A 24,965-nucleotide genomic window follows, 5' to 3' on the forward strand; every position below is an offset into this window, starting at 1 on the left:
GTCGGGGGTGGTGGGTGCTCGGGTGTATCGGACGGGTGATGTGGTGCGGTGGGGGTGTGGTGGGGTGTTGGAGTTTGTGGGGCGCACGGATTTTCAGGTGAAGGTGCGGGGGCAGCGGGTGGAGTTGGGTGAGGTGGAGGCGGTGTTGGCTGCTCAGGTGGGGGTGGCTGGTGCGGTGGTGGTGTTGCGGTCGGGTGTGGGTGGGGATTTTTTGGTGGGGTTTGTGGTGGGTGAGGTGGGGGTGGTGGTCGATGAGGTGGTGGTGTTGGAGGGGGTGCGGAGGTCTCTTCCGGGGTTCATGGTGCCGTCGGTGGTGGTGGTGTTGGGGGAGTTTCCGGTGACGGTGCATGGGAAGTTGGACCGTAAAGCCCTCCCGGACACTGATTTTGCGAGCGCTGCGTTTCGGACTCCCGCCACTCCTGCCGAAATCGGAATCGCCCGTGCTGTTGCCGACGTTCTCGGTCTCGACCAGGTGGGTGCCGACGACAGTTTCTTCGAACTCGGCGGGGATTCCCTCAGCGCCACTCGAGTCATCGCCCGCATCAACGCCGCATTGCACACCAATATGGGGGTCAATGCACTGTTCGACGCCCCCGTGGTCGCGGACCTGGCGGCCTCGATAGATCCAATCGACTCCGCGCCGGGCGAGCCTGGACTCGAGGAAGCTACTCGTGTGCCCCTCACGAGTAGGGCACGGCCAGAACGTATTCCGCTGTCGTTCGCGCAATCGCGGATGTGGTTCGTCAACCAGTTCGACACGTCGTCTCCGCTCTACAACATCCCCGTCGCACTACAACTGGACGGGTTCCTGGATTCGGGTGCGCTCCAAGCCGCGCTGGGTGATGTGGTGGAACGGCACGAATCCCTTCGAACGATCTTTCCTGCGTCCGCAGACGGGCCCTACCAGGTGATCGCCGAACCCGCGGTCGCTGCTCCTCGAATCCACCCCGTGCCGATTCCCGGCGAGGGGCTTTTCACGGACTTGCACGCGTTCTTCGACATCGGATTCGATGTGTCCGAAGAGTTCCCGCTGCACGTGAGGTTACTCCGAACCGGACCGGAGCAGCATGTACTCGTGATCGTTGTTCACCACATCGCCGCAGACGGCTTCTCGATGGCACCACTGGCACGCGACCTGATGAGTGCATATACCGCGCGCACGCAAGGTCGGAGCCCGGACTGGGTGCCGCTGCCGATTCAGTACGCCGACTACACCCTCTGGCAGCGTGAGATCGTCGACGCAGACGTTGGTCCGGAAACTTCGCCCTCGGCCGAATTCGATTATTGGACAGCGAAGCTGTCGGGTATTCCGGACGTCTTGCCGCTCCCTCTCGATAGACCACGAACCTCGAAACGGTCTGCCGAGGGCGCGGTGGTTTCGATGGACTTCTCGCCCGAGATCCATCGAGCTTTGAACGAACTCGCACACCAGAACGGTTCGTCTCTGTTCATGGTGATGCATGCGGCTCTGGCGGTATTGCTGGCACGGCTCACTACAGCGGACGACGTAGTGATCGGGACTCCGGTCGCAGGTCGCGGTGCATCGGTGTTCGACGATGTGGTCGGGATGTTCGTCAACACGCTCGTCCTTCGCACACCTGTCTCATCCGGAGCAACCTTTGCCGAGGTGTTGGCCGCGGTGCGGTCAACGGATCTCGGTGCTCTGGACCATGCAGACATCCCCTTCGAGAGGTTGGTGGATTACCTCTCGCCCGACCGTTCCACCGAGCATTCACCTCTGTTTCAGGTACTCCTCGAATTCCAGACCGATACGGGACTGCGCTTCGACTTGCCGGAACTGACGGTTCGCTCGCTCGACGTCGATCTCGCGGTTGCGAAATTCGATCTGCAACTGAGTGTGATGGAGCACGTCGACGAGCACGGTGAGCCCGCTGGTATCAGCGCCGGTTTCCGTTATGCAACAGATATTTTCGATCGAATGTCGGTGGCGCGCATCGCGGCGCGCTTCGAAAGAGTGATCGGCGCCGTGACTGAGAACCAGTCGGTGGTCGTCGGTGATATCGACATGATTCTGGCCGGCGAACTCAGCGGGTTGCTGGTTGCGCCCACGCCCTCTGGCGCCGGAACAGACGAGGATTCGTTGTCGGATCTCTTCGATCGCACGGCGCGGACGTCCGGTGCTGCCGTGGCGGTGCGCTGCGGCGGATTGTCGGTTACGTACCGCGAACTCGACGAGCGAGCAAACCGCCTTGCTCGACTGTTGGTGGCGCAGGGGGTGGGGCCGGAAACCTTGGTGGCAGTCGCGATGGCCCGCTCGATCGACCTGATGGTGGCATTGCTGGCGGTGGTGAAGGCGGGTGGCGGATACGTACCGGTGGACTCGACTTCTCCGGTAAACCGGGTGGACTTCGTGCTGCGTGACGCCCGGCCGAAGTGTGTGTTGACCACCCGGGCCGACGGCGACTACATACGAGACAGTGACGCAATCGCAGACAGCGAGATTCCAGTGATTGCGGTAGACGACCCGGTGATTCTCGATGCGCTGCACAGGTTTTCTCCGCTTGCGGTGACCGACCGAGATCGGCTGCTACCGCTCCGACCCGAATCGGTGGCCTACGTGATCTACACCTCGGGGTCCACCGGGCGCCCGAAGGGGGTGCAGGTTTCTCACCGCAGCGTAGTGACGTTGCTGGCAAACACCAGAGCGCTCTTCGGCTTCGGCAGCGGCGATGTGTGGACGATGTTCCATTCGGAGGCATTCGACTTCTCGGTCTGGGAAATGTGGGGCGCACTCGCACACGGTGGCCGACTGGTACTGGTCGACTACTTCACGGCCCGTTCACCAGAGGCATTCCTCGAATTGCTACGGCACGAACGTGTCACGGTGCTCAATCAAACTCCCACTGCCTTCTATCAATTGGCGGAAGCCGACCGGCTTGCCGGGGGTGCGGCCCTGTCATTGCGCTACGTGATCTTCGGCGGAGAAGCGCTCGACTTCGGACAGTTGACGCGCTGGTACGCCCGTCGCGGGACTTCGTCACCAGATCTGGTCAACATGTACGGCATCACGGAGACCACTGTGCACGTCAGCCATTTACCGCTCGATCGTGTGCTGGTGCGTCAACGATCGGCCTCGGTGATTGGTCGGGCGTTACCCGGATTGCGTGTGTATGTGTTGGATCAGCGGTTGCACCCGGTGCCGCCCGGTGTGGTGGGTGAACTGTATGTCTCCGGTGATCAGGTTTCACGCGGATACCTCGGCCGGTTCGGTCTGACGTCCGCGCGGTTCATTCCCGACCTCGCGGTCAGTGGTGCGCGTATGTATCGATCCGGTGACCTGGGGCGCTGGAACGACAGCGGGCAGCTGGAGTACCTCGGACGAAACGATCTGCAGGTGCAGGTGAAGGGGTACCGAATCGAACTCGGCGAGGTGGAGGCTGCACTGCTCTCCGGAGTGGGCGTGTCTCAGTCGGCGGTGGTAGCCCGCAGAGACCGGTTGGTGGGCTACGTGGTGCCGGAGTCCGGTGCCACTATCTCTCCGGCGGCGTTGCTCGAGTATGTCTCACAGAGGTTGGCGCCCCACATGGTCCCCGCTGTCGTGACGGTTCTCGAGGGTTTGCCGCTGACGGTGAACGGAAAGCTCGACCGGAATGCATTGCCTGAACCTGACTTCGGGCGACAGGCAACCGTAAGTCGTGGCCCCGCGTCCGCGACGGAAAACATCCTTGCGAGTCTGTTCGCCGAAGTTCTGGGACTCGAGGAGGTGGGGGTCGACGATTCGTTCTTCACTCTAGGCGGTGACTCGATCATGTCCATCCAGTTGGTGACGCGCGCCAGGTCTGCCGGAGTTCTGATCACACCGCGCGAGGTGTTCGAACGCAAAACTGTTGCGGCGCTGTCCGAGACGGCCGGAACGGCTGGCAACCGTGTCGTCGTCGACGAATTGCCTGGCGGCGGCGTCGGTGAGATCGAATTGACGCCGATCGTCGAATGGATGCTTGACCGTGGTGGAGATTTTCGCCGGTACTCCCAATCTGTTCTGCTCTCGGTTCCTGCCACGCTCGACGAGGTCACGCTGACACTGGCCATGCAGGCTGTGCTGGACCACCACGACATCCTCCGCGCGGGCATCCGGGCGACGCATCATCCTGAATCCGCTCGGCGGATGGACGTTGCGCCTGTAGGTACGGTGCGGGCGGAGACCGTCGTACGCCACGGGAGCCTCGGGGGTTCTGCCGCGGAGACGGTCTCGACAGAACTCGACGCAGCTCTGGGGCGGCTCGACCCGGAGGCAGGTGTGATGGTGCAGGCAGTCCTGCTCGACACCGACGGACAGATTCAAAAGGACCGGCAGAGCCGGAAACAGTTGCTAATCGTGGCGCACCACCTCGTGACGGACGGCGTTTCCTGGCGAATCCTGATCCCCGATCTTGCACTTGCCTGTGCGCAGGTGCAGACAGGCGTCGACCCGTCACTTGCTCCGGTCGGAACCTCGATGCGTCGATGGGCACATGGCCTCGTCGACGCCGCGCGCGAGCCGGATCGGGTCGCTGAAATCGACTATTGGCGAGAGGTGCTCGAGGGCCCGGATCCGACTCTGGGTGTGCGCGCCCTGACGAAGAGGGACACCGCCTCGGCCACCATTGACATCGAAGTACGAGTTCCCACGGGATTGACCGAGGCCGTGTCGACGACAGTTCCGCAGGCGATTCACGGGAGCGTCGAGGACGGATTGTTGACGGCTTTGGCACTTGCGATGGTCCGCTGGCGCATGGACCGCGGCATCGACAATCCGGAGACATTGATCAGTCTCGAGGGGCACGGACGCGAGGAACAGGTGGTTCCCGGGGCAGATCTCGCTCGCACGGTGGGATGGTTCACGTCGATCTTCCCGGTGCGGATCGATCTGAGCAGAGTGGATCCGAGCGACGCCTTCGCCGGCGGCCCGGCTGCGGGCGTCGCTGCCAAGGCCGTCAAGGAACAACTCCGGGCGGTGCCGGACCGCGGCATCGGCTTCGGGTTGCTGCGCTATCTGAACCGCGAAACGGCACCAACACTTTCGCAACTTCCGGAGCCCCAGATCAGTTTCAACTACCTCGGACGCGTCGGTGGATCCGAGGCCGACGCTACAGTGGGATGGGTACCGATCCGTGACGAGGACCTGCGGACGGTTGCGGCCGTCGATCTTCCACTCGCCAGCGTCCTCGAGGTCAACGTGATGACGGTCGACAGCGATACCGAGAACGGTCCGCAGCTCGTTGCCGGCTGGACGTTCCCACCGGACATTCTGGGTGCGGACGACGTTCGGCAACTGGGGCAGTGGTGGCTCGACGCACTGGCCGGGCTCGGAGAGTTCGCGGCGGGCGGCGGCGGATTCACACCCTCGGACTTCGATCTGGTCGATCTTAGACAGGAGGCGATCGACGACCTCGAAAGTCGGTGTCCCGACCTGAGCGATGTCTGGCCACTCTCTCCACTGCAAGCGGGGTTGTTGTTCCACGCCGAATTGGCCGAACGATCGGTCGACGCATACCTCGTACAAGTGGCTCTCGATCTAGCCGGCGCAGTCGATTCGGAGCGCCTGCGCCGCGCCGCCGACGCGCTGCTCGGCCGGCATGAGAACCTGCGTACCGCCTTCCTTCACAGCGCCGACGGCCGTGCCGTCCAGGTGGTCCGAAGCAACGTGGCAGCGCCGTGGCAGGAAATCGACCTCACTGGTGCACCAGATCAGGAAATTGATCGAGCGCTGGCCGAGGACCGAGCGCGCCCGTTCGACATGGCACGGGCGCCGTTGATCCGATTCACCCTGATCGCTCTCGCCCCCGAGAAGTTCACGCTCGTGCTCACCAATCATCACATCCTTCTGGACGGCTGGTCCATGCCCCTGCTGATCCGGGAATTGGCGACGCTCTATGCCGCCGACGGTCAAGTGGCGGCCTTGCCTCACGCGCGCGCGTATCGCGACTATCTGACCTGGATGAGCCGCCGCGATCAGCAAGCTTCCCGAGCTGTGTGGGCGAGGACGCTGAGCGGAGTCGAAGGACCGACGCTGTTGGCTCCAGCGGTTCGATCGCGTCGACTCTCCACCATGGCGGCCGAGTGGGTGTTCGATCTGGACGAGGAATTCACAACCTCACTTCGCGGAATGGCGCGTGAACTCGGGCTGACGATCAACACGATTGTTCAGGCATCGTGGGGGATCGTCCTTGCTGCACTGACCGGGAGAGACGATGTGGTGTTCGGAGCGACGGTGTCGGGTCGACCTCCCGAGCTGACCGGGATCGAAACCATGGTCGGGCTGTTCATCAACACAATTCCGGTCCGAATCACGCTGCGCCCGAGTGAAAGTATCGGCACACTCCTCGCGCGGATCCAGGCCGAGCAAGCAGAGCTGTCGGATCACCACTGTCTCGGGCTTTCCGAGATCCACGTAGGCGCGGGGCCGGAGATCGGATTCGACACGTTGACTGTCTTCGAATCGTATCCCGTTGACCGTCAGGGGCTTTCGTCCGATACCGATATTGCGGGGGTCCGGATCACCGATGTCGAAGCCAAGGACGCTGCCCACTACCCGCTCAGCCTCGTAGCATCGGTCGACACCAGGCTCCGCCTGAAATTCGAGTACATACCCGAGGTTTTCGGTGCCGCCGACATCGAAGAGATCGCCGGACGACTGCGGCGCGTACTCGAAGCGTGTACCCAGCCGGATCGTCCCTTGGCTGTGGTGTCGGTGCTCGCAGCCTCCGAACATACTGAATTGGTGCCAGTCCGTGGCACGGCCGGCGGGTCGTCGCGCGTCTTCCCGGAGATCTTCGACGAGGCAGCCCAGCGTGATCCGAACGCACCGGCCGTGGAATCGGCGGACGGCAGCATGACCTACGGCGAGCTGGACATCCTTTCCAATCGCATTGCTCGCATGCTCGTCTCGCACGGCCTGGGAACCGAGGACTATGTAGCGGTCGGTGTCCCACGTTCTCTCGCGTCCGTGGTGTCGATACTTGCCGTCGCCAAGACAGGCGCTGCGTTCGTGCCGATCGATCCCGACTATCCGGACGAGCGGATCAATCACATGCTGATCGATTCGAAGGTCAGCTTCGGATTGACCACCACCGCGGGCCGAGATCGATTGCCCGATATCGCGGAGTGGCTGATTATCGACGATCCGCATTTCACTAAGAAGTGCGAGGGATTCTCAGGGAGCCCGTTGACCGACAACGACCGACTCCGTCCGATCGGGTTGGATTCAGCTGCCTACGTGGTCTACACCTCGGGGTCGACCGGCGTACCCAAGGGCGTCGTGGTCACGCAGCGAGGGCTCGACAACTTCGCCCGAGACCAGCTCGAACGCTACGGCGCAACTCCACAATCACGCACGCTGCACTTCTCCACTCCGAGTTTCGACGGGTCGCTCTTCGAATATCTGCAGGCTTTCGGAGCCGGGGCGACGATGGTTGTCGCTCCACCCGGGATCTACGGGGGCGAGGACCTGGCGCAACTTCTGGCAGAGCACGCCGTCACGCACGCGTTCGTCACCACAGCGGCATTGGCATCGGTGGACCCGGCTGGGCTGGAACAACTTTCGGAAGTCGTATTCGGGGGCGAGGCGTGCCCGCCCGACCTCGTCGCTCGCTGGGCACCTGGCCGCCGCCTGTACAACGCGTACGGACCGACCGAAGCAACGATCATGTCCAACGTCAGCCCGCCGATGACCGCCGGAGAACCAATCACCATCGGTGGACCCGTCAGGGGCGTCAGCGAACTGGTGCTCGACACTCGACTTCAAGCGGTTCCCGTCGGGGTCCCCGGCGAGCTGTACCTGGCCGGACCAGGCGTGGCACGGGGATATCACCGAAGGGCGGGGTTGACGGCAGAACGCTTTGTTGCCAACCCGGCTGACCCAGGAACGCGGATGTACCGCACCGGCGACATCGTGCGATGGACGGCGGACATGTGTGTCGAGTACGTCGGGCGAAGCGACTTCCAGGTCAAGGTTCGAGGCTTCCGTGTCGAACTCGGTGAGATCGACAGTGTGCTCATGTCGGAGCCCAACGTCGGTTTTGCCGTTACGGTTGCCGATTCCGCCCCCACTGGAGACACCCGACTCGTGTCGTACGTCGTGCCCACGGCGGGTCGACTGGACACCAGGATCCTGAGTCGCGCCGTGGCCCGGCGCTTGCCTTCGCACATGGTGCCTGCCGTTCTCACGGTGCTGGAGAACATTCCGTTGACCGCTGTCGGAAAAGTCGACCGTTCGGCGTTGCCAAGACCCGAAATCGAGACGACCACAGGGGATTTCCGTCCCCCGGTCGGCCCGGTCGAACAGGCAGTGTCGGACGTGTTCGGCGAGGTGCTCGGCCTCGAACGAGTCGGTACCTACATCAGTTTCTTCGAGCTCGGTGGAAATTCTCTGAGCGCCACTTCGGTCGCGGCGAGGCTACGGGCGGTGCTCGGAGCTACCGTAGGCGTGCGGGATCTGTTCGAGACGCCGACGGTGGCCGAGTTGGCTACGGTGATCGGCCAGTCGGTTGCCGAAGGGTCGGAGCGACTGGGACCGCGCCCCCGACCCGACAGCATCCCCTTGTCGTTTGCTCAGCAGCGGATGTGGTTCGTCAATCAACTCGACACCAGTTCTCCTGCATACAACATTCCGCTCGTGGTGCGGTTGAGCGGTGAACTCGACAAACCGGCCTTGAGATCAGCGATGTCCGATGTCATCGCCCGCCACGAATCGCTGCGAACGATGTTCCCGGTCCACGGTGACGGACCGGTCCAGCACATCCTGCCCACCGAGAGCGCCGAGCTGCCGCAACTGACCGAGACATCGGTGACCGACGAACATCATCTCCGTGACGAGCTTGCCCGGATGGTCTCGGCCGGTTTCGACGTCGCCGCACGAATTCCCCTGCGGGCAGCGTTGTTCACCATCGATGAGCGCGAACACGTGCTTGCCGTAGTGGTGCACCACATCTCGGCTGACGGCTTCTCGATGTCTCCGTTGACCCGAGACGTGATGATTGCATACGAGGCCCACGCGTACGGCGGGGATCCACAGTGGACGCCGCTTCCAGTCCAGTACGCCGACTTTGCGCTCTGGCAACGGGAGATTCTGGGCTCAGTCGACGACCCCGGGTCGGTGATCAGTGAGCAGTTGGCTTACTGGCGACGTGCATTGTCAGGTGCTCCCGACCTCTTGGAACTTCCGCTCGATCGAGACCGGCCGACGCAACAGAGTTTTCACGGCTCGCGGATTCACTTCTCGATCAGCAGTGATCTTCACCGCCGTATTCTGAACGTGTCGCGGCAGCACGAGTCCACTGCATTCATGACTGTGCATGCAGCGCTCGCGCTCTTGCTGGCACGTTTGGGCAGCACCGACGACATCGTGATCGGCACGCCGATCGCCGGACGGGGAGATCGTGCCCTCGATGATCTGGTCGGCATGTTCGTCGGCACGCTCGCACTGCGCACACAGGTGGATCCGGCTCGATCGTTCCGCGAGTTGGTTGAGCATTGCCGCGAAGTCGACCTCGCCGCGTTCGCTTATTCCGACGTGCCCTTCGAGCGGGTAGTGGACGCGGTCGGGCCGAAACGGTCGAGCGCTTATGCACCGATTTCCTCGGTGTCGCTGGAATTCCAGAACAACAAACGACCGATTCTGAAGCTACCGGGACTGGAAGTCCGCGGGATCGACCCTGAACTCGAGGTAGTGAAGGTAGACCTGGAATTCCTTCTGGCCGAGGAGTACGACGATCGCGGTGAACCGGGAGGGATGAGCGGAGCCGTCGACTTTGCCACTGATCTCTTCGACCCCGGTACGGTCGGCGGTTTTGCCGACATGTTCGTTCGTGTGCTCGAGGCCGTGACCCGGAATCCGCAGGTACCGATCGGTGACATCGACCTACTCGGCGATCTCGAACGTCGCGAGTTGACGCCGGCGCATGGGCTCCCCGAAGTACCTCCGAAATTGTGGCCTGAGTTGTTGGCGGACGCCGTGGCGATCGATCCTGACTCGGTGGCCCTGTCGCTCGAGAACCGGCAGCTCAGTTATCGCGACCTGGACGAGTGGTCGAATCGTGTTGCCCGGGAGTTGTGCGGTCGCGGTGTGGGCCCGGAGACCTTCGTGGCACTGGGAATGCCTCGCTCGATCGAATCGGTGGTGGCGATCTGGTCGGTGACCAAAGCCGGAGCGGCTTTTGTGCCTGTCGATCCGGCCTATCCGCGCGAGCGCGTCGAATACATGCTCGCCGATTGCCGAGCCTCGCTCGGTTTGACTGTTCAGACCAGCCGAACTCACCTACCCGACGTTGTTCCCTGGCTGGAACTCGACGACCCACACTTCGCCCGGCGGGTAGCCGCGCTGTCGCCGGAACCGATCACCGATGACGATCGAACCGGTGAACTGAACCTCGATCATCCGGCCTACCTGATCTACACCTCGGGATCTACCGGGAAACCCAAGGGAGTGAACATTACTCATCGAGGTTTGGCGAGCTTCACGGCCGAAACTCGTGAGAGGTTCGAGGTCACTCACGACTCTCATGTCTCTCAGTTGGCATCGCCGAGTTTCGACGCTTCCATCTTCGAGTTGACGATGGCATTCAGCGCCTCGGCGCAAGTCGTGATCGTTCCGCCTGCTGTGTACGGTGGCGCCGAATTGGCCGATGTTTTCCGGCGCGAGCAGGTCACTCATGCCACCATTACACCGACCGCGCTGGCGGCGTTGGGTGACAACGGTTTCGAGGCGCTCCGTGTTCTCGATCTGGTGGGCGAGGCCTGCCCGCCGGAGGTCGTCGCGCAATGGGCGCCGGGTCGGAGGCTGCACAACGGCTACGGCCCGACTGAAACCACCGTGCAGGCGAGCGTCAGCGATTCGATGAAACCCGGTGCGGGAGTGAATATCGGCTCGCCGGCAGTGGGCTTCGGCTTCCTGGTGCTGGACGAGCGTTTGCAGCCCGTCCCGGTGGGCGTGCCGGGGGAGTTGTACATCATCGGTCCAGGTATGGCACGTGGGTACCATAATCGGGCGTCGCTCACGTCGGAACGATTTGTCGCGTGCTCGTACGGGTCGCCGGGGCGCCGGATGTACCGCACCGGAGATGTCGTGCGTTGGCGTGAATCCGGCGGTGACAGTGCCAAAATCGTTGGCTCCGGCGATGGAGTGCATCACACGCTCGAATACATCGGGCGCAGCGACTTCCAGGTCAAGGTCCGTGGTTTTCGGATCGAACTCGGGGAAATCGATGCAGTTCTCTCACGCCATCCGTCGGTGGACTTCGCCGCGACTGTCGGCCACACGGGACCGTCGGGTGAAACGGTCCTGGTGTCGTACGTGCGTGCGTCAGCTGCCGACGCCACCGGCACTGACGAGATACGGGCGTACGCAGCCGACCGACTACCCTCGCACATGGTTCCGTCGGCAGTGGTGCTTCTCGAGCGGATTCCGATGACACCGGTGGGCAAGCTCGACCGAAAGGCCTTACCGGAACCCGAATTCGGTTCGGCTGCAGCCGAGTTCCGCGAGCCGGTCACCGACACCGAGCGTGCCGTGGTCGACTCGTTCGTCGAGGTTCTGGGTGTCAGCCGGGTGAGCACTACCGACAGCTTCTTCGACCTGGGCGGGTCCTCCCTGGTGGCCACCCGAATCGTCAGCGCACTGCACTCTCGTTTCCAACGGAGAATCCCGCTTCAGTGGATGTTCCTCGACCCGACACCCGCTGGAATCGCTCGACGCCTCGACATGCCGACAGCCGACGCCGGTATGGAAGAGCTTCTCGCCGTGGTTGTTCCACTGCGGACGAAAGGGACTGGGCGACCGCTGTTCTGTGTGCACCCCGGTATCGGCCTGTCCTGGGGGTACGCCGGCTTGGTGCGGTATCTGCCCGAGGACCGACCGGTGTACGGACTTCAGCTCCCCGCTCTCAGCGACGACGGTGACTATCAGTCGATCGAACAGTTAGCCCATCGCTACGTCGAAGAGATGGAGGCCGTTTCGCCGGACGGGCCGTACGACTTGCTCGGTTGGTCCCTCGGCGGAGTCATCGCGCACGCCATGGCCGTCGAATTGCAATCGTCCGGCCGCGACGTCGCCACACTGGCGATGATGGACAGCTACCCCGACAACGGCGATGCCCCTGCGTCAGCCGAACTCGACGTCCGAGACCTACTGCGAGGACTCGGCCTCGAACCCCAGACCGACCGAGATCTGACCTTCGACGAGGCGGCGGCCGTGTTGGCCCGGAGGCTCGGGCCCGAGACGGGAGTCGACGGTCGGGACCTCGAACGGATTGCCCGAGGGTACGAGACTTCACAGAGAATCACGCACCAGTTCGTTCCCCAGGTCTACGAAGGAGATCTGCTGATCTTCCTGGCATCCGGAGAAGACGACACAATTCCGCGCGACAGGTCGCCGCAGGAATGGAGCCCACTCGTGACGGGCCGGATCGTGGAGGTGCCCGTGCGCTGCGAACACAACGAGATGATCGAACCTCCGGCCATGGCGGTCATCGGACCGGAGCTCGCCCGGGTGCTCTCGATGTTTTCCGGATACCCCGAACGGGCATGACAACTTCAAGCCACCAAGCCGCACGCCCGCGAAGCGAGCGCCACCGAGCTGTTGCCGGGCACCGCAATCGAGCACGAGGAGCGGCAATGAGAAGAATCGGACGTACTCGGGCAATGCTTGTCGTCGCACTCGTCGCGTGGACGGGACTGTTCGGCGAAGCAGCGTTGGCCTCGGCTGACCCGGCCCCGACATCCCCTTCAGGCGGTTCAGCTCTCGATCACGTCGAGGAGATCAACGCCCGTCAGCTGACTATGTACGTCTACTCGGCTGCGATGGACAAGGTGATTCCGCTCGAGGTGATTCGGCCGGCAGACACGAGTGCGCCCCGGCCGACCCTCTATCTACTCAATGGCGCCGGCGGAGGCGAGGACACGGCGACGTGGCAGACACGGACAGACGTCGTCGACTTCTTCGGCGACAAGAACGTCAACGTCGTCAACCCGATCGGCGGTGCCTACAGCTACTACACCGACTGGGAGAAGCCCGATCCTGTTCTCGGACTGAACAAGTGGACCACATTTCTCACCCAGGAGTTGCCACCGATCGTCGATGCCACGCTCGGGACTACGGGTACGAATGCCGTTGCCGGATTGTCGATGGCAGGTACCTCGGTTCTGAGCCTGGCCGAGGCGGCGCCATCCGTTTACCGTGCCGTCGGTGCTTTCAGCGGGTGTGCCGAGACGAGTACTCAACCCGGTCAGGACTACGTGAGATTCGTGGTCGGATTCCGCGGCGGCAACGTGGACAACATGTGGGGTCCTCCCGGCGGTCCGGGCTGGGTAGCCAACGATCCTGTGGTCAACGCCGAGAGATTGCGGGGGGTCGACCTCTACATCAGCAATGGATCGGGCCTGCCCGGCCCACACGAGAATCTGGGCGGACCGATGGTCAACGGCGACCTCGGCGTTCTGGCGAACCAGGTGATCGTGGGTGGAGTCATCGAGGCCGGGACGAACCAGTGCACCCAGCGTTTGGCCGAGCGGCTCGACTCCTTGGGCATCCCGGCCACCTATGATTTCCGGGCAACTGGCACTCACTCTTGGGGTTACTGGCAGGACGATCTTCACAACTCGTGGTCGATGATTGCCGCGTCGATCGGTGCGCGTTAGCCGGCGAACCCTGGGGTCGGTGGCTGAGTTGTTTCTCACTCCGGGACACTCTTGCCGAACCTAGCCGACCGAACTGCAGGTCAGCGGCGTTATAGTCGCCTCATGAGTTCAGAAACACTCGCTCCCCTCGACACCGACGTACTTGCGCGCAGGTTTGCGTGCCTGGGTGATCCGACGCGGCTGCGAGTGCTCCGACTTGCTGCCGGCGGTCCGATCGACGTCGACACGATTGCACACGCCGCATCACTCGAGCCGTCGGCGTTGAGTGCCCACCTCGAGGCCTTGATCGAGGTCGGTTTTGTCGAGGCTTCGGTGCGTGAAGGCACTTCGGTTGTCAGTGTTGCCGGAACGGCATACTCCGATCTGATGGCAGCGGCCGCCGTCGTGGCTGCTCGTGGTCCGGTCGAAGACACACTGGGAGTTCTTCCCGATGACGTGGTGGTGCGCCGCATGGAATCCGGCGACTGGGATGCCGTCCGCTCGATCTACCGCGAAGGAATCGACACCGGAACCGCGACGTTCACCACCTCGGTGCCATCCGCCGAGAAGCTCGACGCGCAATGGTTACCCGATCATCGATGGGTGGCCGAGATCGACGGCCGCGTCGAAGGCTGGGCGAGCCTCAGCCCGGTGTCCTCGCGAGACTGCTACCGCGGGGTCGCCGAGAACTCCATCTACATCGGTAGCGGCGCTCGCGGGCGCGGCGTGGGCAAGCTGCTGCTTCGCCGACAGGTGCAAGCCGCCGACGCCAGTGAGATCTGGACAGTGCAGTCGTCGATTTTCCCGGAGAACCGGGCAAGCGTCGCCTTGCATCAGGCCGTCGGATTCCGAGTCGTCGGCACTCGGTCGCGTATCGCTCAACTGGGTGGGCGGTGGCGTGACACGTTGTTCCTCGAACGTCGCAGCGAGGACGCTGACATCTGAGAAGAGACGCTCAGCCCTTGGCAGCGCTGACTCCGGCGCGTCGCCCGTAGAAACTGCCGTCTCCGAGGGACGTTCCGGAGGCATACCCGCCAGCGCAGACACCGGCGGTGCATCGTCCAGCGGCAAACAGACCCGGGATCGGTTCGCCGGAGACGTGCATGACCTCCGAGTTGATCGACGTGCGCAGACCGCCGAGCGTGAATCCGGCGGTGAAATTGCGAAGATCGAGCGCAGCGACGGGTGAGCCGATCGGCTTGACCCACTCCTTCTTCTTTCCCAATACCGGGTCCTCACCACGGGCGGCGTGGCGGTTGTAGACCTCGACGGTCGACTGGAGGGTGCCTTCCGGCAGACCCATGTCGGATTCGAGTTCCTCGACGGTCTCGGCCACCCACTTGGGCTGGAATCTGAAGAACGGTGTGGAACTGTCGGCGGCGCAGCCCTCTTCGTAGGAAGCTTCGTCGATGATCAGGTAGGCCTGATTCTCGTTGCGCAGCAGCGTCTCCTGGCCGATTCTTCCCGGGTACGTGTCCTCGTTGACGTAGCGCTGGCCGCGTCCGTTGACGAGAATGCCGCGGATCATCAACTGGGGGTCGCCGAAGAATGCGACCTCGGTGGCGTCCATGTGCGCGAGGTCGGCCCCGAGAGCCTGCGCCATCTGGATGGACTTTCCGTCGTGCTCTTCGATAGCCGCACCGGGGCGCCCGATCAGCCGTGGGGCGTACGACTGGATCATCGCTTCGTTGTAGGCGAAGCTTCCCGTCGCCAGAACGACACCCGTGCGTGCTCGAACTGCCACTTCCTTGCCGTACTGCTTGGCGATGATGCCGACCACTCGATCTCCGTCGACGACCAGGCGCTGGACTCGCATGTCGTATTCTGCTCGTACGCCGAGGCTTTCGGCCGTCTCGATCAGTGGCTTCATCAACATGAAACCACCGCCCTTCTCCCCGGTGCGCTTGCCGCTCATCTGTGGAACGTGCCCGCGAGGGGCCGGTGTCGCGATCGTGTTGAACGGTGCCGAGTTCTCGCCGCCGGAATACATGAGTCCGTCGTCGAAGGGTGTTTCCCAGCCGGGTTGGCCGTAGAAACTCTCCTTGAACGGCACACCGTTGTCGACGAGCCAGTTGTAGTGCTCGACGCTGCCTTCGCAGTAGTCAGTGATCTTCTCCTCGTCGGCGCCGGGACCGAGTGCGGCCATCATGAACGATTTCATGTTGGCGGGGGAGTCCTCGAACCCGAGTGCCTGCTGCAACGGGGTCCCGCCGCCCAGATAGATGAATCCGCCTGCCAGCGCCGCAGCGCCGCCCCAGCCGCTCGTGCGCTCGAGCACCAACACGTCGGCGCCCGCTCGCGCGGCCTCGATCGAAGCACTCACTCCGGCAATGCCGTAGCCGGCGACGACGACGTCAGCCTCGAAGTGCCACTGCTCGATGTTTGCGGAGGACTGCGGACGGATTGAGCTGGCCTCGGCCATGGATTCGGATCCTTCGTTCTTCTGGTTGGTTGGTGGGGGAATCGGTGGGCGTGATCGATGCCCTGATGGCAGTATCTCGACCGAAAGTCAGTCGGTGTCCGTTTTCGCGGAATCGGCCGCGGCCTTCTCCTTGGCGCGCGCGGCTTTACGTCTGTCGGCCTTCACGGCGATCAGCGCATTGTTGAGCCCGGTGGCCAGCGGCCAGCCGACGTAGTGGCACAGGAAGATTGCGGCCTCTTCGAACTGCTGCTCGGTCAACTCCTCGTTGTGGAGAGCAGCGTTGATCTGGATCTTCGCCACATCGTTCTGCCCCTGGGCGGTGATGGCACCGATCAGGAGTAGTCGTCGATCACGTACCGACAGTCCCGGTCGCGTCCAGATGTCGGCAAAGAGGTGGTCGGCGGTGACCGCGAAGAAGTCGCCGGGAACGTCGGCGGGAAGCTCCCAGCCGTACACCTCGTTCATCTTCGCGACGCCACGAGCACGGGCCTCGGAGATGCGGCTTTCGTCGGTTCCACCGGCATCGGTCATGTGAGTGGTGTCGGTCATGCGTGCTCCCGAGTAGTAGATGCCGTTGAAGGTTCGGCCGGCCTGACTTCGCTGTCATTCCCGACGCCCAGACCGGCACCGAGTCCGGCGAGCGCAAGGTGCGCGAGCGGCAGGTCGAGATTCAGCCGATCACCGAGGTTGATGGCCAAGGCCAAGTCCTTCTCCCCGAGATTGCGAACATGCCGCAGTATCGAGAACCACGGGTCGTCCTCCGAGACCGGTGCGGTGGTGTCGCGGAGCATGATCGCGCCCGCGCCACCAGTGATCGCATCGGTGTGCCTGACGACCTTTCCGAGCGTGCGGAGATCGAGTCCTGCTGCTTCGGCGAGTCGCGCGGCCTCGGTCGTGGCGGTGAACGAGACGAAGTGAAGAAGGTTGCGTGCGAGCTTCATTCGCGTTCCCGCGCCGACGTCACCGGCGTGAACCACCAGCTCGGCCCAGGATCCGAAGGGCTCGCGGACGGCTCCGAACGCCTCGTCGGAGCCGCCGATCATCACTGCCAGCCTGCCCTGCGCTGCGCCGCCGGCACCGCCACTGATCGGCGCGTCGACCAGCAGAACACCACGCTGTTGACAGATGTCAGCGAGTTCCACCGCCGTGGTGTCCGAGATAGTGGAGTGAATCGCGACGACAGTGCCTGGCTGTGCGGTCGACAGAATCCCGTGCGGCCCGCACACAACCTCGCGTACCTGCGCGTCGTCGAGCACCGTGACGGAGATGATGCTCGCCTTCGCTGCAACGTCGGCGGGCGTCGATGCTGCGCTCGCGCCCGCAGCGGTGAACGGTTCGAGCGCTTCTGCGCGGGCATCACACACCACCAGTCCGCCCGGCCAGTCCAGGAGGCGCTGCGCCATCGGCGCGCCCATGTTGCCTAGGCCGATGTATCCCAGTCTGGTTTTCGAAGCGCTGGCTTTCGGCGCCGATTGCGTCATGACCGGTACACCTGGCCTCCGTCGACGTTGAAGATCTGCCCGGTCACCCAGCCTGCGTCGTCGGAGAGAAGGAACAGGCACATGCCGACGAGATCCTCCGGCGTTCCCATGCGCTGCAACGGGATTCGCTTCACCATGTCCTTGACGATGTTGCCGGGGGTGACGGTTCGAGTCGCCTCCGTGTCGATGGGACCGGGAGCGATGGCGTTGATCCGGATGTTCGACCAGCCGAGTTCGGTCGCGAGTTGTTGTGTCAGGCTGTTGACACCGGCTTTCGCGAGTCCGTAGTAGTTCGAGTACAGCCAGGCTGCTGTGGAGGACTGGTTGACGATCGAACCGCCCTTCGCTCGCATATGAGGTACGACCGCCCGGCACACGTGCAATGCGCCGTCCATGTTGACGCTCATGAACTTTCGGTAGTAGTCCCAGTCCACCGTCAACAGGGAATCGATCTTCATTCCGCCGTAGATGGCAGCGTTGTTCACCAGATGCTCGATGCTGCCGAACTGCTCGATCGTGAAGTCGGCAAGTGCCGCAGTCGACTCCCCGTCGGCGACGTCGACGTCCTTGAACACGGCACTTCCACCGTCTGCCGTGATCTGCTTGGCGACAGCTTCACCGAGTTCGCGATTGAGGTCCGCCACGACCACGTTGGCCCCCTCCGCGGCCAGAGCGCGGGCATACGCCTCTCCGATACCCTGCGCTGCTCCGGTGACTATCGCGGTGCGACCGTCGAAACGTCCCATGTCGACCTACTTTCGTGGTGATCATTCTGTGGTGAGGGTGTGGGGTGAGGGTGTGGAATGTCAGGAAGGTGAAGCGACGAGCTTGGTTTCGAGGTATTCCTCGAAACCCGCGAGGCCCATTTCGCGGCCGATCCCGGATTGTTTGTAGCCGCCGAACGGTGCGTCGGCCGAATACCAGACGCCACCGTTGACGCTCAGCGTTCCGGTTCTGACACCGGCAACGACGTGCGCGACGCGATCGGGATCGGTGCCCCACACCGACCCGGACAGGCCGTAGGGGGAATCGTTGGCAATCCGGATAGCGTCGTCGTCGTTGTCGTACGGAAGGATCACGAGGACGGGCCCGAAAATCTCCTCCTGCGCTACGCGAGACGAGTTGTCCAGCCCGGCAATGAGAGTGGGTTCGACGAAGAAACCCCTCTCGCGATCGTCGGGACGGCCCCCACCCGTCACGATCGTGCCGCCCTCTTCGACCGCGAGGGTGAGGTAGCTCTCCACCCTGGCGCGCTGGCGCGCCGAGATGACCGGGCCACACACCGTTCCGCGCGCGCTGGGGTCGCCGGCTCGGATACCCGCCATCGCGGCAGATGCCGCGGCCAGAGCATCGTCGTACCGAGCGCGCGGCACCAGAAGTCTGGTACTGAGCGCGCATCCCTGACCGGCATGAACGCAGACGGAGAACGCGGCAACCGAGCATGCACCTTTGATGTCCGCATCGTCGAGGACGATGAATGCGGACTTACCCCCGAGTTCGAGGAAGACCTTCTTGAGAGTTTGCGCGGCCGTGGCCATCACTGTGCGTCCGGTGGCGGTGGAACCGGTGAAGGACACGAGATCGACGCGCGGATCGCTGCACAGCTGCGCGCCTAGGGAGTGATCCGTCGACGTCACGACGTTGACTACGCCGGCCGGGATCTCGGTCTCTTCTGCAATCACCTTGGCGACCAGCGCGGCGCACCAGGGCGTGTCCGGCGCGGGTTTGAGAACGATGGTGTTGCCGGCTGCGAGGGCGGGACCGAGCTTGGCGAAATTGATCTGGTGCGGAAAGTTCCACGGTGTGATTGCGCCGACGACGCCGACGGCTTCCTTGAGCAGTCGGCGATGGGTCGGAATCCCCATGGGTGACGCGTGCCCGAGATCTTGTTCCCACGAATAGGTTTCGATCAGATCGGCCCAGTAGCGAAGATCTTCGATCGGGCCTTCGAGTTGCGGACCGCTCGTCAGCATGACCGGTGCGCCGACCTCGGCGACGGTGATCTCACGCAACTCCTCGATGTGGGACTGGAGTGCATCGCACAGTTGGCGCAGGCAGCGAGCGCGAAACCCGTGATCGCGTGCCCATTCGGTGTCGTCGAACGCACGGCGCGCAGCGGCGATGGCCGCGTCCATGTCCGCGGCGGTGCCTTCGGCCGCACGGCCGATCAGTTCCTCGGTCGCCGGGTTGAAAACTTCGAAGGTCCCGCCGGATCCGGGAACCAGTTTCCCGTCGACGAGAAGTGCAGAACTGTCTGCGGGTCGAAGCGTCATAGCGCAAACCCTCTCTTTCTGGACATGTGTCTGGACTCTAGTTCACACTTGTGGTTGAGGCAATGGTTTTTGGGGCATAAGAGATTTCGAGAGCCCAGCGGTCTCGAGAGGGTCTCGGATCTGCTTCGACGAAAAGCGCCTCGTGTCCGGTGCGGCGCCGCTACGGTTCACCGCACATTCACAACCACGTCTTCACATCCACAGGAGAGAGGTCGAAATGAACAGAGTTGACGGAAAAGTGGTGTTGGTGACCGGCGCTGCTCGAGGTCAGGGGCGCAGTCACGCCGTCCGTCTCGCGCAGGAGGGCGCGCACATCATCGCCTTCGATCTGTGCGCAGACATCGCCAGCAACGAATACCCGCTCGCCAGTCCAGCCGATCTGGAGGAAACCGCTCGCCTGGTAAAGGAGGCCGGGCAGCAGGTGGTGACGGCGCGTGTCGACGTCCGTGATCGCGCCGGACTCGAAACAGCACTTGCCGAGGCGGTAGGGCAGTTGGGCGGATTGCATGTCGTCGTGGCGAACGCCGGTATCTGTCCGCTGGGCAAACACGTGTCGACCGCCGGTTTCGTCGACGCCTTCGATGTGAACTTTCTCGGTGTCGTCAATACAGTGCACGCGTCGATGGAATACCTCGGCGAAGGGGGTTCGATCATCGCGATCGGCTCTGTTGCCGGTCTGGTGCCGCAGACCGGATTCAACGGGCAACAGGCGCTCCAGGGTCCGGGTGGCGACGGATACGGCCTGGCCAAGAAGCTGATTCAGGCCTACACCAGTTCGTTGGCGCTGACCCTCGGGCCGAGTTCCATTCGCGTCAACGCGATTCATCCGACCAATGTGAACACCGACATGTTGCAGAGCATGCCGATGTACCGGACGTTCCGTCCCGACCTCGAGAATCCGACCGCCGAGGATGCGGCTGTGACGTTCCCGTTCATGCAGGCGATGCCGATCCCGTGGGTCGAACCCGCGGACATCTCGCATGCAGTCGTGTACCTGTCCTCGGACGAGTCGCGATTCGTCACCGGCCAGCAACTGCGCGTGGACGCTGGTGCCGGGATGAAGATCGGTCTGTAGTAGAACTTTTCGCGTCGCTGCTGCCTGTTCGTGGTGAATTTTCCAAGTTTCCCCATTTCGTTGCCCTGGACAGGACGCTGTAGTAACGTCCAGACACGTGTCCAGCAAACGGGGCGATTCAAGTGGCGGGGGATCGATTGTCTACGAATCCACTCGCAGGCGCCTCACGGGCAAACAAGCGGAAACTGTGGCCAGGCTTGCCGAAGCAACAGTGAAAGTTCTACGCAAACAAGAGTTTTCCGGGCTGACTGTCCGTTCGGTTGCGGCCGAAGCGGGTGTAGGAACTGCGACCGCCTACACGTATTTCGCGTCCAAGGAGCATCTCGTCGCAGAGGTTTTCTGGCGAAGACTTCAGAACTCGTCGGCGCCTGATGGCTCAGGGTTGGATCGCACCGCGCACGTGCTGTCTGTACTTCGAAATATCGCGCTGCTTCTCGCGGACGAACCGGAGGTATCGGCCGCCGTGACCAATGCACTGCTCGGATCCGACCCTGAAGTGGAACATCTTCGCGGCCGGATCGGGCTCGAGATCCATCAACGACTCGCCTCGGCGTTGGATCCGAATGGCGAACCCGAAGTGTTGGAAGCGCTCGAAATGCTTTATGCCGGGGCGCTTCTGCGGGCAGGGATCGGCTACGGAACCTACGCGCAAATCGCTGGACGCCTCGAGGCCTCAGCTCTACTGATCCTGGAGAAATCATGACAGAAGCTTTGATCGATCCGGTGGTCTTCAATCCGTACGACTACCACTTTCACGACGATCCGTATCCGACGTACAAGCGTCTGCGCGAAGAATCACCCCTGTATCACAATCCGGACGTGGGATTTTGGGCATTGTCGCTATATGCGGACGTGGTCGACGGATTCAAGGACAACAAGCGTCTGTCGAGCGCAAACGGAGTATCACTCGACCCCGCAGCCTACGGTCCACACGCGCATTATGTGATGTCGTTTCTCGCTATGGATGATCCCCGCCATATGCGGTTGCGCCAGTTGGTTTCTCGCGGATTCACACCTCGGCGTGTTGCGGAGCTCGACGGCCGGATACTCGAACTGACGAAGCAACATCTGATACCCGCGCTGGGCGCGGGGGAGTTCGACTGGATTACGGAGGTGGCGGGAAAGCTGCCGATGGACGTCATCTCCGAACTCATGGGTGTCCCCGAACCCGACCGAGCCGAACTGCGGCGCAAGGCGGATCTGGTGGTGCATCGAGAGGCGGGTGTTCTCGACGTGCCGCAACCTGCGGTGGAGGCTTCGATCAGTTTGATGGGCTACTACAAGGAGATGATCGCGCAGCGTCGCCGATCGCGGACGGACGATCTGACCTCGGCCTTGCTCGACGCCGAGATCGACGGAGACAAGCTTTCGGACCAGGAGATCCTCGGATTCATGTTTCTGATGGTCGTGGCCGGAAACGAGACCACGACCAAGCTTCTCGGAAACGCTCTGTACTGGGGTTCGCACCACCGGGAGCAGATCGCACCGGTCCTCGACGATCCCGAACGAGCCTCGGAATGGGTGGAAGAGACTCTTCGCTACGACACGTCGAGCCAGATCGTGGCTCGGACTTCGGTTGTCGACCTCGAATACCACGGGCGCACGATTCCGGCGGGGGAGAAGGTCCTGCTCCTGATCGGATCGGCCAACCGAGACGCCGACGTCTTCGACGATGCCGACAGCTTCCAGATCGGCCGGAGTTCGTCGGGCAAACTCGCGAGTTTCGGTGGTGGCGTGCACTTCTGCCTCGGTGCCCACCTTGCCAAGCTCGAAGCCAAGATCGCCCTGGCGGAGTTCGGGCGTCGGGTCAGCGACTACGAAGTCGTCGAGTCCGGAATCGAGCGTGTTCATTCGACAAATGTCCGGGGCTTTGCGGCCCTGCCGGTGAAAGTGCAGGTGCGCTGATGCCTCGTTTCGAACCCAATCCCGTTCGCCGGCCGGCACTGATCAGTGGTGCGTCGTCGGGAATCGGCACAGCCACCGCGTATGCCCTGGCCGAACTCGGGCATCCGGTTGCACTCGGTGCGCGTCGAGTCGCCGAATGCGAAGCCATCGCCGAGAAGATCCGCAGCAACGGTGGTGAAGCGTTCGCCCACTTCCTCGACGTCACGGACGGTGATTCGGTCGACGGGTTCGTCTCGGCCGCAGAGGCAGTCCACGGCCCCGCGGAAATCGTCGTCTCCGGTGCCGGAGACCTCGAATTCGGGGCTGCGGACGAGATGAATCCTGAGGCGTTTCTACGGCAGATCCAAGTTCACCTCGTCGGTGCGCAGCGATTGGCGCATCGTGTTCTCCCCGGTATGAGGCAACGACAGCGCGGTGACTTCGTACTGATCGGCTCGGATTGTGCCGAGCGCCAGCGTCCACTCATGGGTGCGTACGACGCAGCGAAGGCCGGGCTCGAGGCAATGGGGCGTCAGATGCGAATGGAGCTCGAGGGAACAGGCATTCGCGCGTCGATCGTGCGACCCGGGCCGACACTGACCGGCATGGGGATGGACACGACGCCGGAGATCATCGGACCGGTCGGGGAATCGTGGAGCAAGTGGGGGTTCGCCCGCCATGGTTACTTTCTGCGCGCCTCGGACATCGCCAATGCCATCGTCGCCGTTGTGTCGGCGCCGCGAGGAGCACACATCGTGCTCGTCGAAGTTCAGCCCGAGGCGCCACTGGACAAACTTCCCACTGCGAACTCACAGGAGACGACATGACGCACGGAGTGCAGGAGACGTCGCGAACACTGCCCGAGCCACCGCGGGTGTCCGGCGGGGATTTCCCGCACGGGCACCTCGAGGAACTGCGAACCGACCCGATAGCGCTCATGCGCCGGGTGCGTGAGGAATGTGGTGACGTCGGCGCCTTTCAACTTGCCGACCGCACAGTGATCTTGCTGTCCGGAGCCGAGGCAAACGAGTTCTTCTTCCGCTCCACCGACGAGGATCTCGACCAACAAGCGGCTTACCCCTTCATGAAGCCGATATTCGGTGAAGGCGTCGTCTTCGACGCCAGCCCGGAGCGGCGTAAAGAGATGCTGCACAACTCGGCTCTGCGCGGCGAACAGATGCGCGGGCACGCCGCCACGATCGGCCGCGAAGTCGAGGCGATGGTCGCGCAGTGGGGAGACGAAGGCGAGATCGATCTGCTCGACTTCTTCGCCGAGCTGACCATCTACACCTCGTCGGCGTGCCTGATCGGCAAGAAGTTCCGCGACGAACTGGATGATAGCTTCGCCAAGCTGTATCACGAGCTCGAACAGGGAACGGATGCATTGGCTTTCGTGGATCCGTACGCGCCGATCGAGAGTTTCCGCCGCCGCGACGAGGCCCGGTTGGCGTTGGTCGCTCTGGTACAGGACATCATGAACGGGCGCATCGCGAATCCTCCGCAGGGCAAGGATGACCGCGACATGTTGGACGTGTTGGTCTCGGTCAAGGACGAGAACGGCGACCTCCGGTTCAGTGCCGACGAGATCACCGGAATCTTCATCTCGATGATGTTCGCCGGCCACCATACGACTTCCGGCACGGCAGCGTGGTCGCTGATCGAGATGTTGCGGCATCCCGACACCATGACGGACGTCGTCGACGAACTCGACAATCTGTACTCCGACGGCGCCGACATCAGTTTTCATGCCCTGCGCCAGATTCCGGTTCTCGAGGCTGTGGTCAAGGAAACCCTTCGACTGCATCCGCCGTTGATCATCCTGTTGCGGGTGGCACGTGGAGATTTCGAAGTGGGCGGCTTCGAGATCCGAGAGGGCCATCTTGTCGCCGCGACACCCGCGATCTCCAATCGAATCGCCGAGGACTTTCCCCGGCCGGACACCTTCGATCCCGGGAGGTACATCGACCCGAATCAAGAGGACATCGTCAACCGCTGGACGTGGATTCCGTTCGGAGCCGGCCGGCATCGCTGCGTCGGCGCTGCGTTCGCCCAGATGCAGCTCAAAGCGATCTTCTCGATCCTGCTGCGGGACTTCGAGTTCGAGATGGCGCAGCCGTCGGAATCCTACCGAAACGACCACAGCAAGATGGTCGTCCAGTTGCAGCAGCCGTGCGCGGTGAGGTACCGGCGCCGAACACGTCCCGGGCGTGAGGGGTGAT

13 protein-coding genes are annotated in these 24,965 nt (G+C 62.9%); 8 read left to right on the plus strand and 5 right to left on the minus strand.

The features are described 5' to 3' along the window. From RhoBH5_RS26880 to RhoBH5_RS26890, 3 genes are all read left to right on the plus strand, one after another. Nucleotides 1-12,523, plus strand: a 12,523-nt coding sequence (locus tag RhoBH5_RS26880; RefSeq protein ID WP_270008996.1) for a non-ribosomal peptide synthetase, incomplete at its 5' end; no start/stop codon positions are given. Between the two features lie 86 nt (nucleotides 12,524-12,609). Further along, nucleotides 12,610-13,632 carry an alpha/beta hydrolase gene (locus tag RhoBH5_RS26885; RefSeq protein ID WP_003944025.1) on the plus strand — a complete coding sequence of 341 codons (1,023 nt, stop codon included), beginning with the start codon at nucleotides 12,610-12,612 and terminating at the stop codon, nucleotides 13,630-13,632. A gap of 102 nt (nucleotides 13,633-13,734) precedes the next feature. Next, nucleotides 13,735-14,556 (plus strand): helix-turn-helix domain-containing GNAT family N-acetyltransferase, encoded by an 822-nt coding sequence (locus tag RhoBH5_RS26890; protein WP_003944042.1) that lies wholly within the window; start codon nucleotides 13,735-13,737, stop codon nucleotides 14,554-14,556. A gap of 10 nt (nucleotides 14,557-14,566) precedes the next feature. Here the strand turns inward: RhoBH5_RS26890 and RhoBH5_RS26895 are convergent, their stop codons facing one another. The 5 genes from RhoBH5_RS26895 to RhoBH5_RS26915 form a co-directional block, all read right to left on the minus strand. Further along, on the minus strand, nucleotides 14,567-16,033 hold the full coding sequence (locus RhoBH5_RS26895; RefSeq protein ID WP_047272229.1) for an FAD-dependent oxidoreductase: 1,467 nt from the start codon (nucleotides 16,031-16,033) through the stop codon (nucleotides 14,567-14,569). 87 nt (nucleotides 16,034-16,120) lie between these two features. Next, nucleotides 16,121-16,582 carry a carboxymuconolactone decarboxylase family protein gene (locus RhoBH5_RS26900; protein WP_003944075.1) on the minus strand — a complete coding sequence of 154 codons (462 nt, stop codon included), beginning with the start codon at nucleotides 16,580-16,582 and terminating at the stop codon, nucleotides 16,121-16,123. After that, nucleotides 16,579-17,514 (minus strand): NAD(P)-dependent oxidoreductase, encoded by a 936-nt coding sequence (locus RhoBH5_RS26905; RefSeq protein WP_270008997.1) that lies wholly within the window; start codon nucleotides 17,512-17,514, stop codon nucleotides 16,579-16,581. The genes RhoBH5_RS26900 and RhoBH5_RS26905 overlap by 4 nt, the downstream gene beginning before the upstream one ends. Further along, complete coding sequence (locus RhoBH5_RS26910) at nucleotides 17,511-18,260, minus strand: SDR family oxidoreductase (protein WP_007728639.1); 750 nt, start codon at nucleotides 18,258-18,260, stop codon at nucleotides 17,511-17,513. The genes RhoBH5_RS26905 and RhoBH5_RS26910 overlap by 4 nt, the downstream gene beginning before the upstream one ends. Nucleotides 18,261-18,320: 60 nt before the next feature. Continuing rightward, nucleotides 18,321-19,787: an aldehyde dehydrogenase gene (locus RhoBH5_RS26915; RefSeq protein WP_007728641.1), complete on the minus strand. Its 1,467-nt coding sequence runs from the start codon at nucleotides 19,785-19,787 to the stop codon at nucleotides 18,321-18,323. 217 nt (nucleotides 19,788-20,004) lie between these two features. On the opposite strand from RhoBH5_RS26915, the gene RhoBH5_RS26920 reads away from it, so the two are divergent. The 5 genes from RhoBH5_RS26920 to RhoBH5_RS26940 all read left to right on the plus strand — a co-directional run bounded on the left by RhoBH5_RS26920 (nucleotide 20,005) and on the right by RhoBH5_RS26940 (nucleotide 24,964). After that, nucleotides 20,005-20,862: a mycofactocin-coupled SDR family oxidoreductase gene (locus tag RhoBH5_RS26920; RefSeq protein ID WP_047272231.1), complete on the plus strand. Its 858-nt coding sequence runs from the start codon at nucleotides 20,005-20,007 to the stop codon at nucleotides 20,860-20,862. Between the two features lie 136 nt (nucleotides 20,863-20,998). After that, nucleotides 20,999-21,565, plus strand: a complete 567-nt coding sequence (locus RhoBH5_RS26925) for a TetR/AcrR family transcriptional regulator (protein ID WP_024487471.1) — start codon at nucleotides 20,999-21,001, stop codon at nucleotides 21,563-21,565. Next, entirely contained in the window at nucleotides 21,562-22,767 is a 1,206-nt protein-coding gene (locus RhoBH5_RS26930) for a cytochrome P450 (protein WP_270008998.1), read from the plus strand. The genes RhoBH5_RS26925 and RhoBH5_RS26930 overlap by 4 nt, the downstream gene beginning before the upstream one ends. Then, a complete protein-coding gene (locus RhoBH5_RS26935; RefSeq protein WP_003944110.1) occupies nucleotides 22,767-23,573 on the plus strand; it encodes an SDR family oxidoreductase in 807 nt (268 codons plus the stop codon). The genes RhoBH5_RS26930 and RhoBH5_RS26935 overlap by 1 nt, the downstream gene beginning before the upstream one ends. Beyond that, nucleotides 23,570-24,964, plus strand: a complete 1,395-nt coding sequence (locus RhoBH5_RS26940) for a cytochrome P450 (RefSeq protein WP_270008999.1) — start codon at nucleotides 23,570-23,572, stop codon at nucleotides 24,962-24,964. The genes RhoBH5_RS26935 and RhoBH5_RS26940 overlap by 4 nt, the downstream gene beginning before the upstream one ends. The last annotated feature ends 1 nt before the right edge of the window (nucleotide 24,965 follow it).

The organism is Rhodococcus sp. BH5 (genome assembly GCF_027583855.1).
Lineage (GTDB): Bacteria > Actinomycetota > Actinomycetes > Mycobacteriales > Mycobacteriaceae > Rhodococcus_F > Rhodococcus_F qingshengii.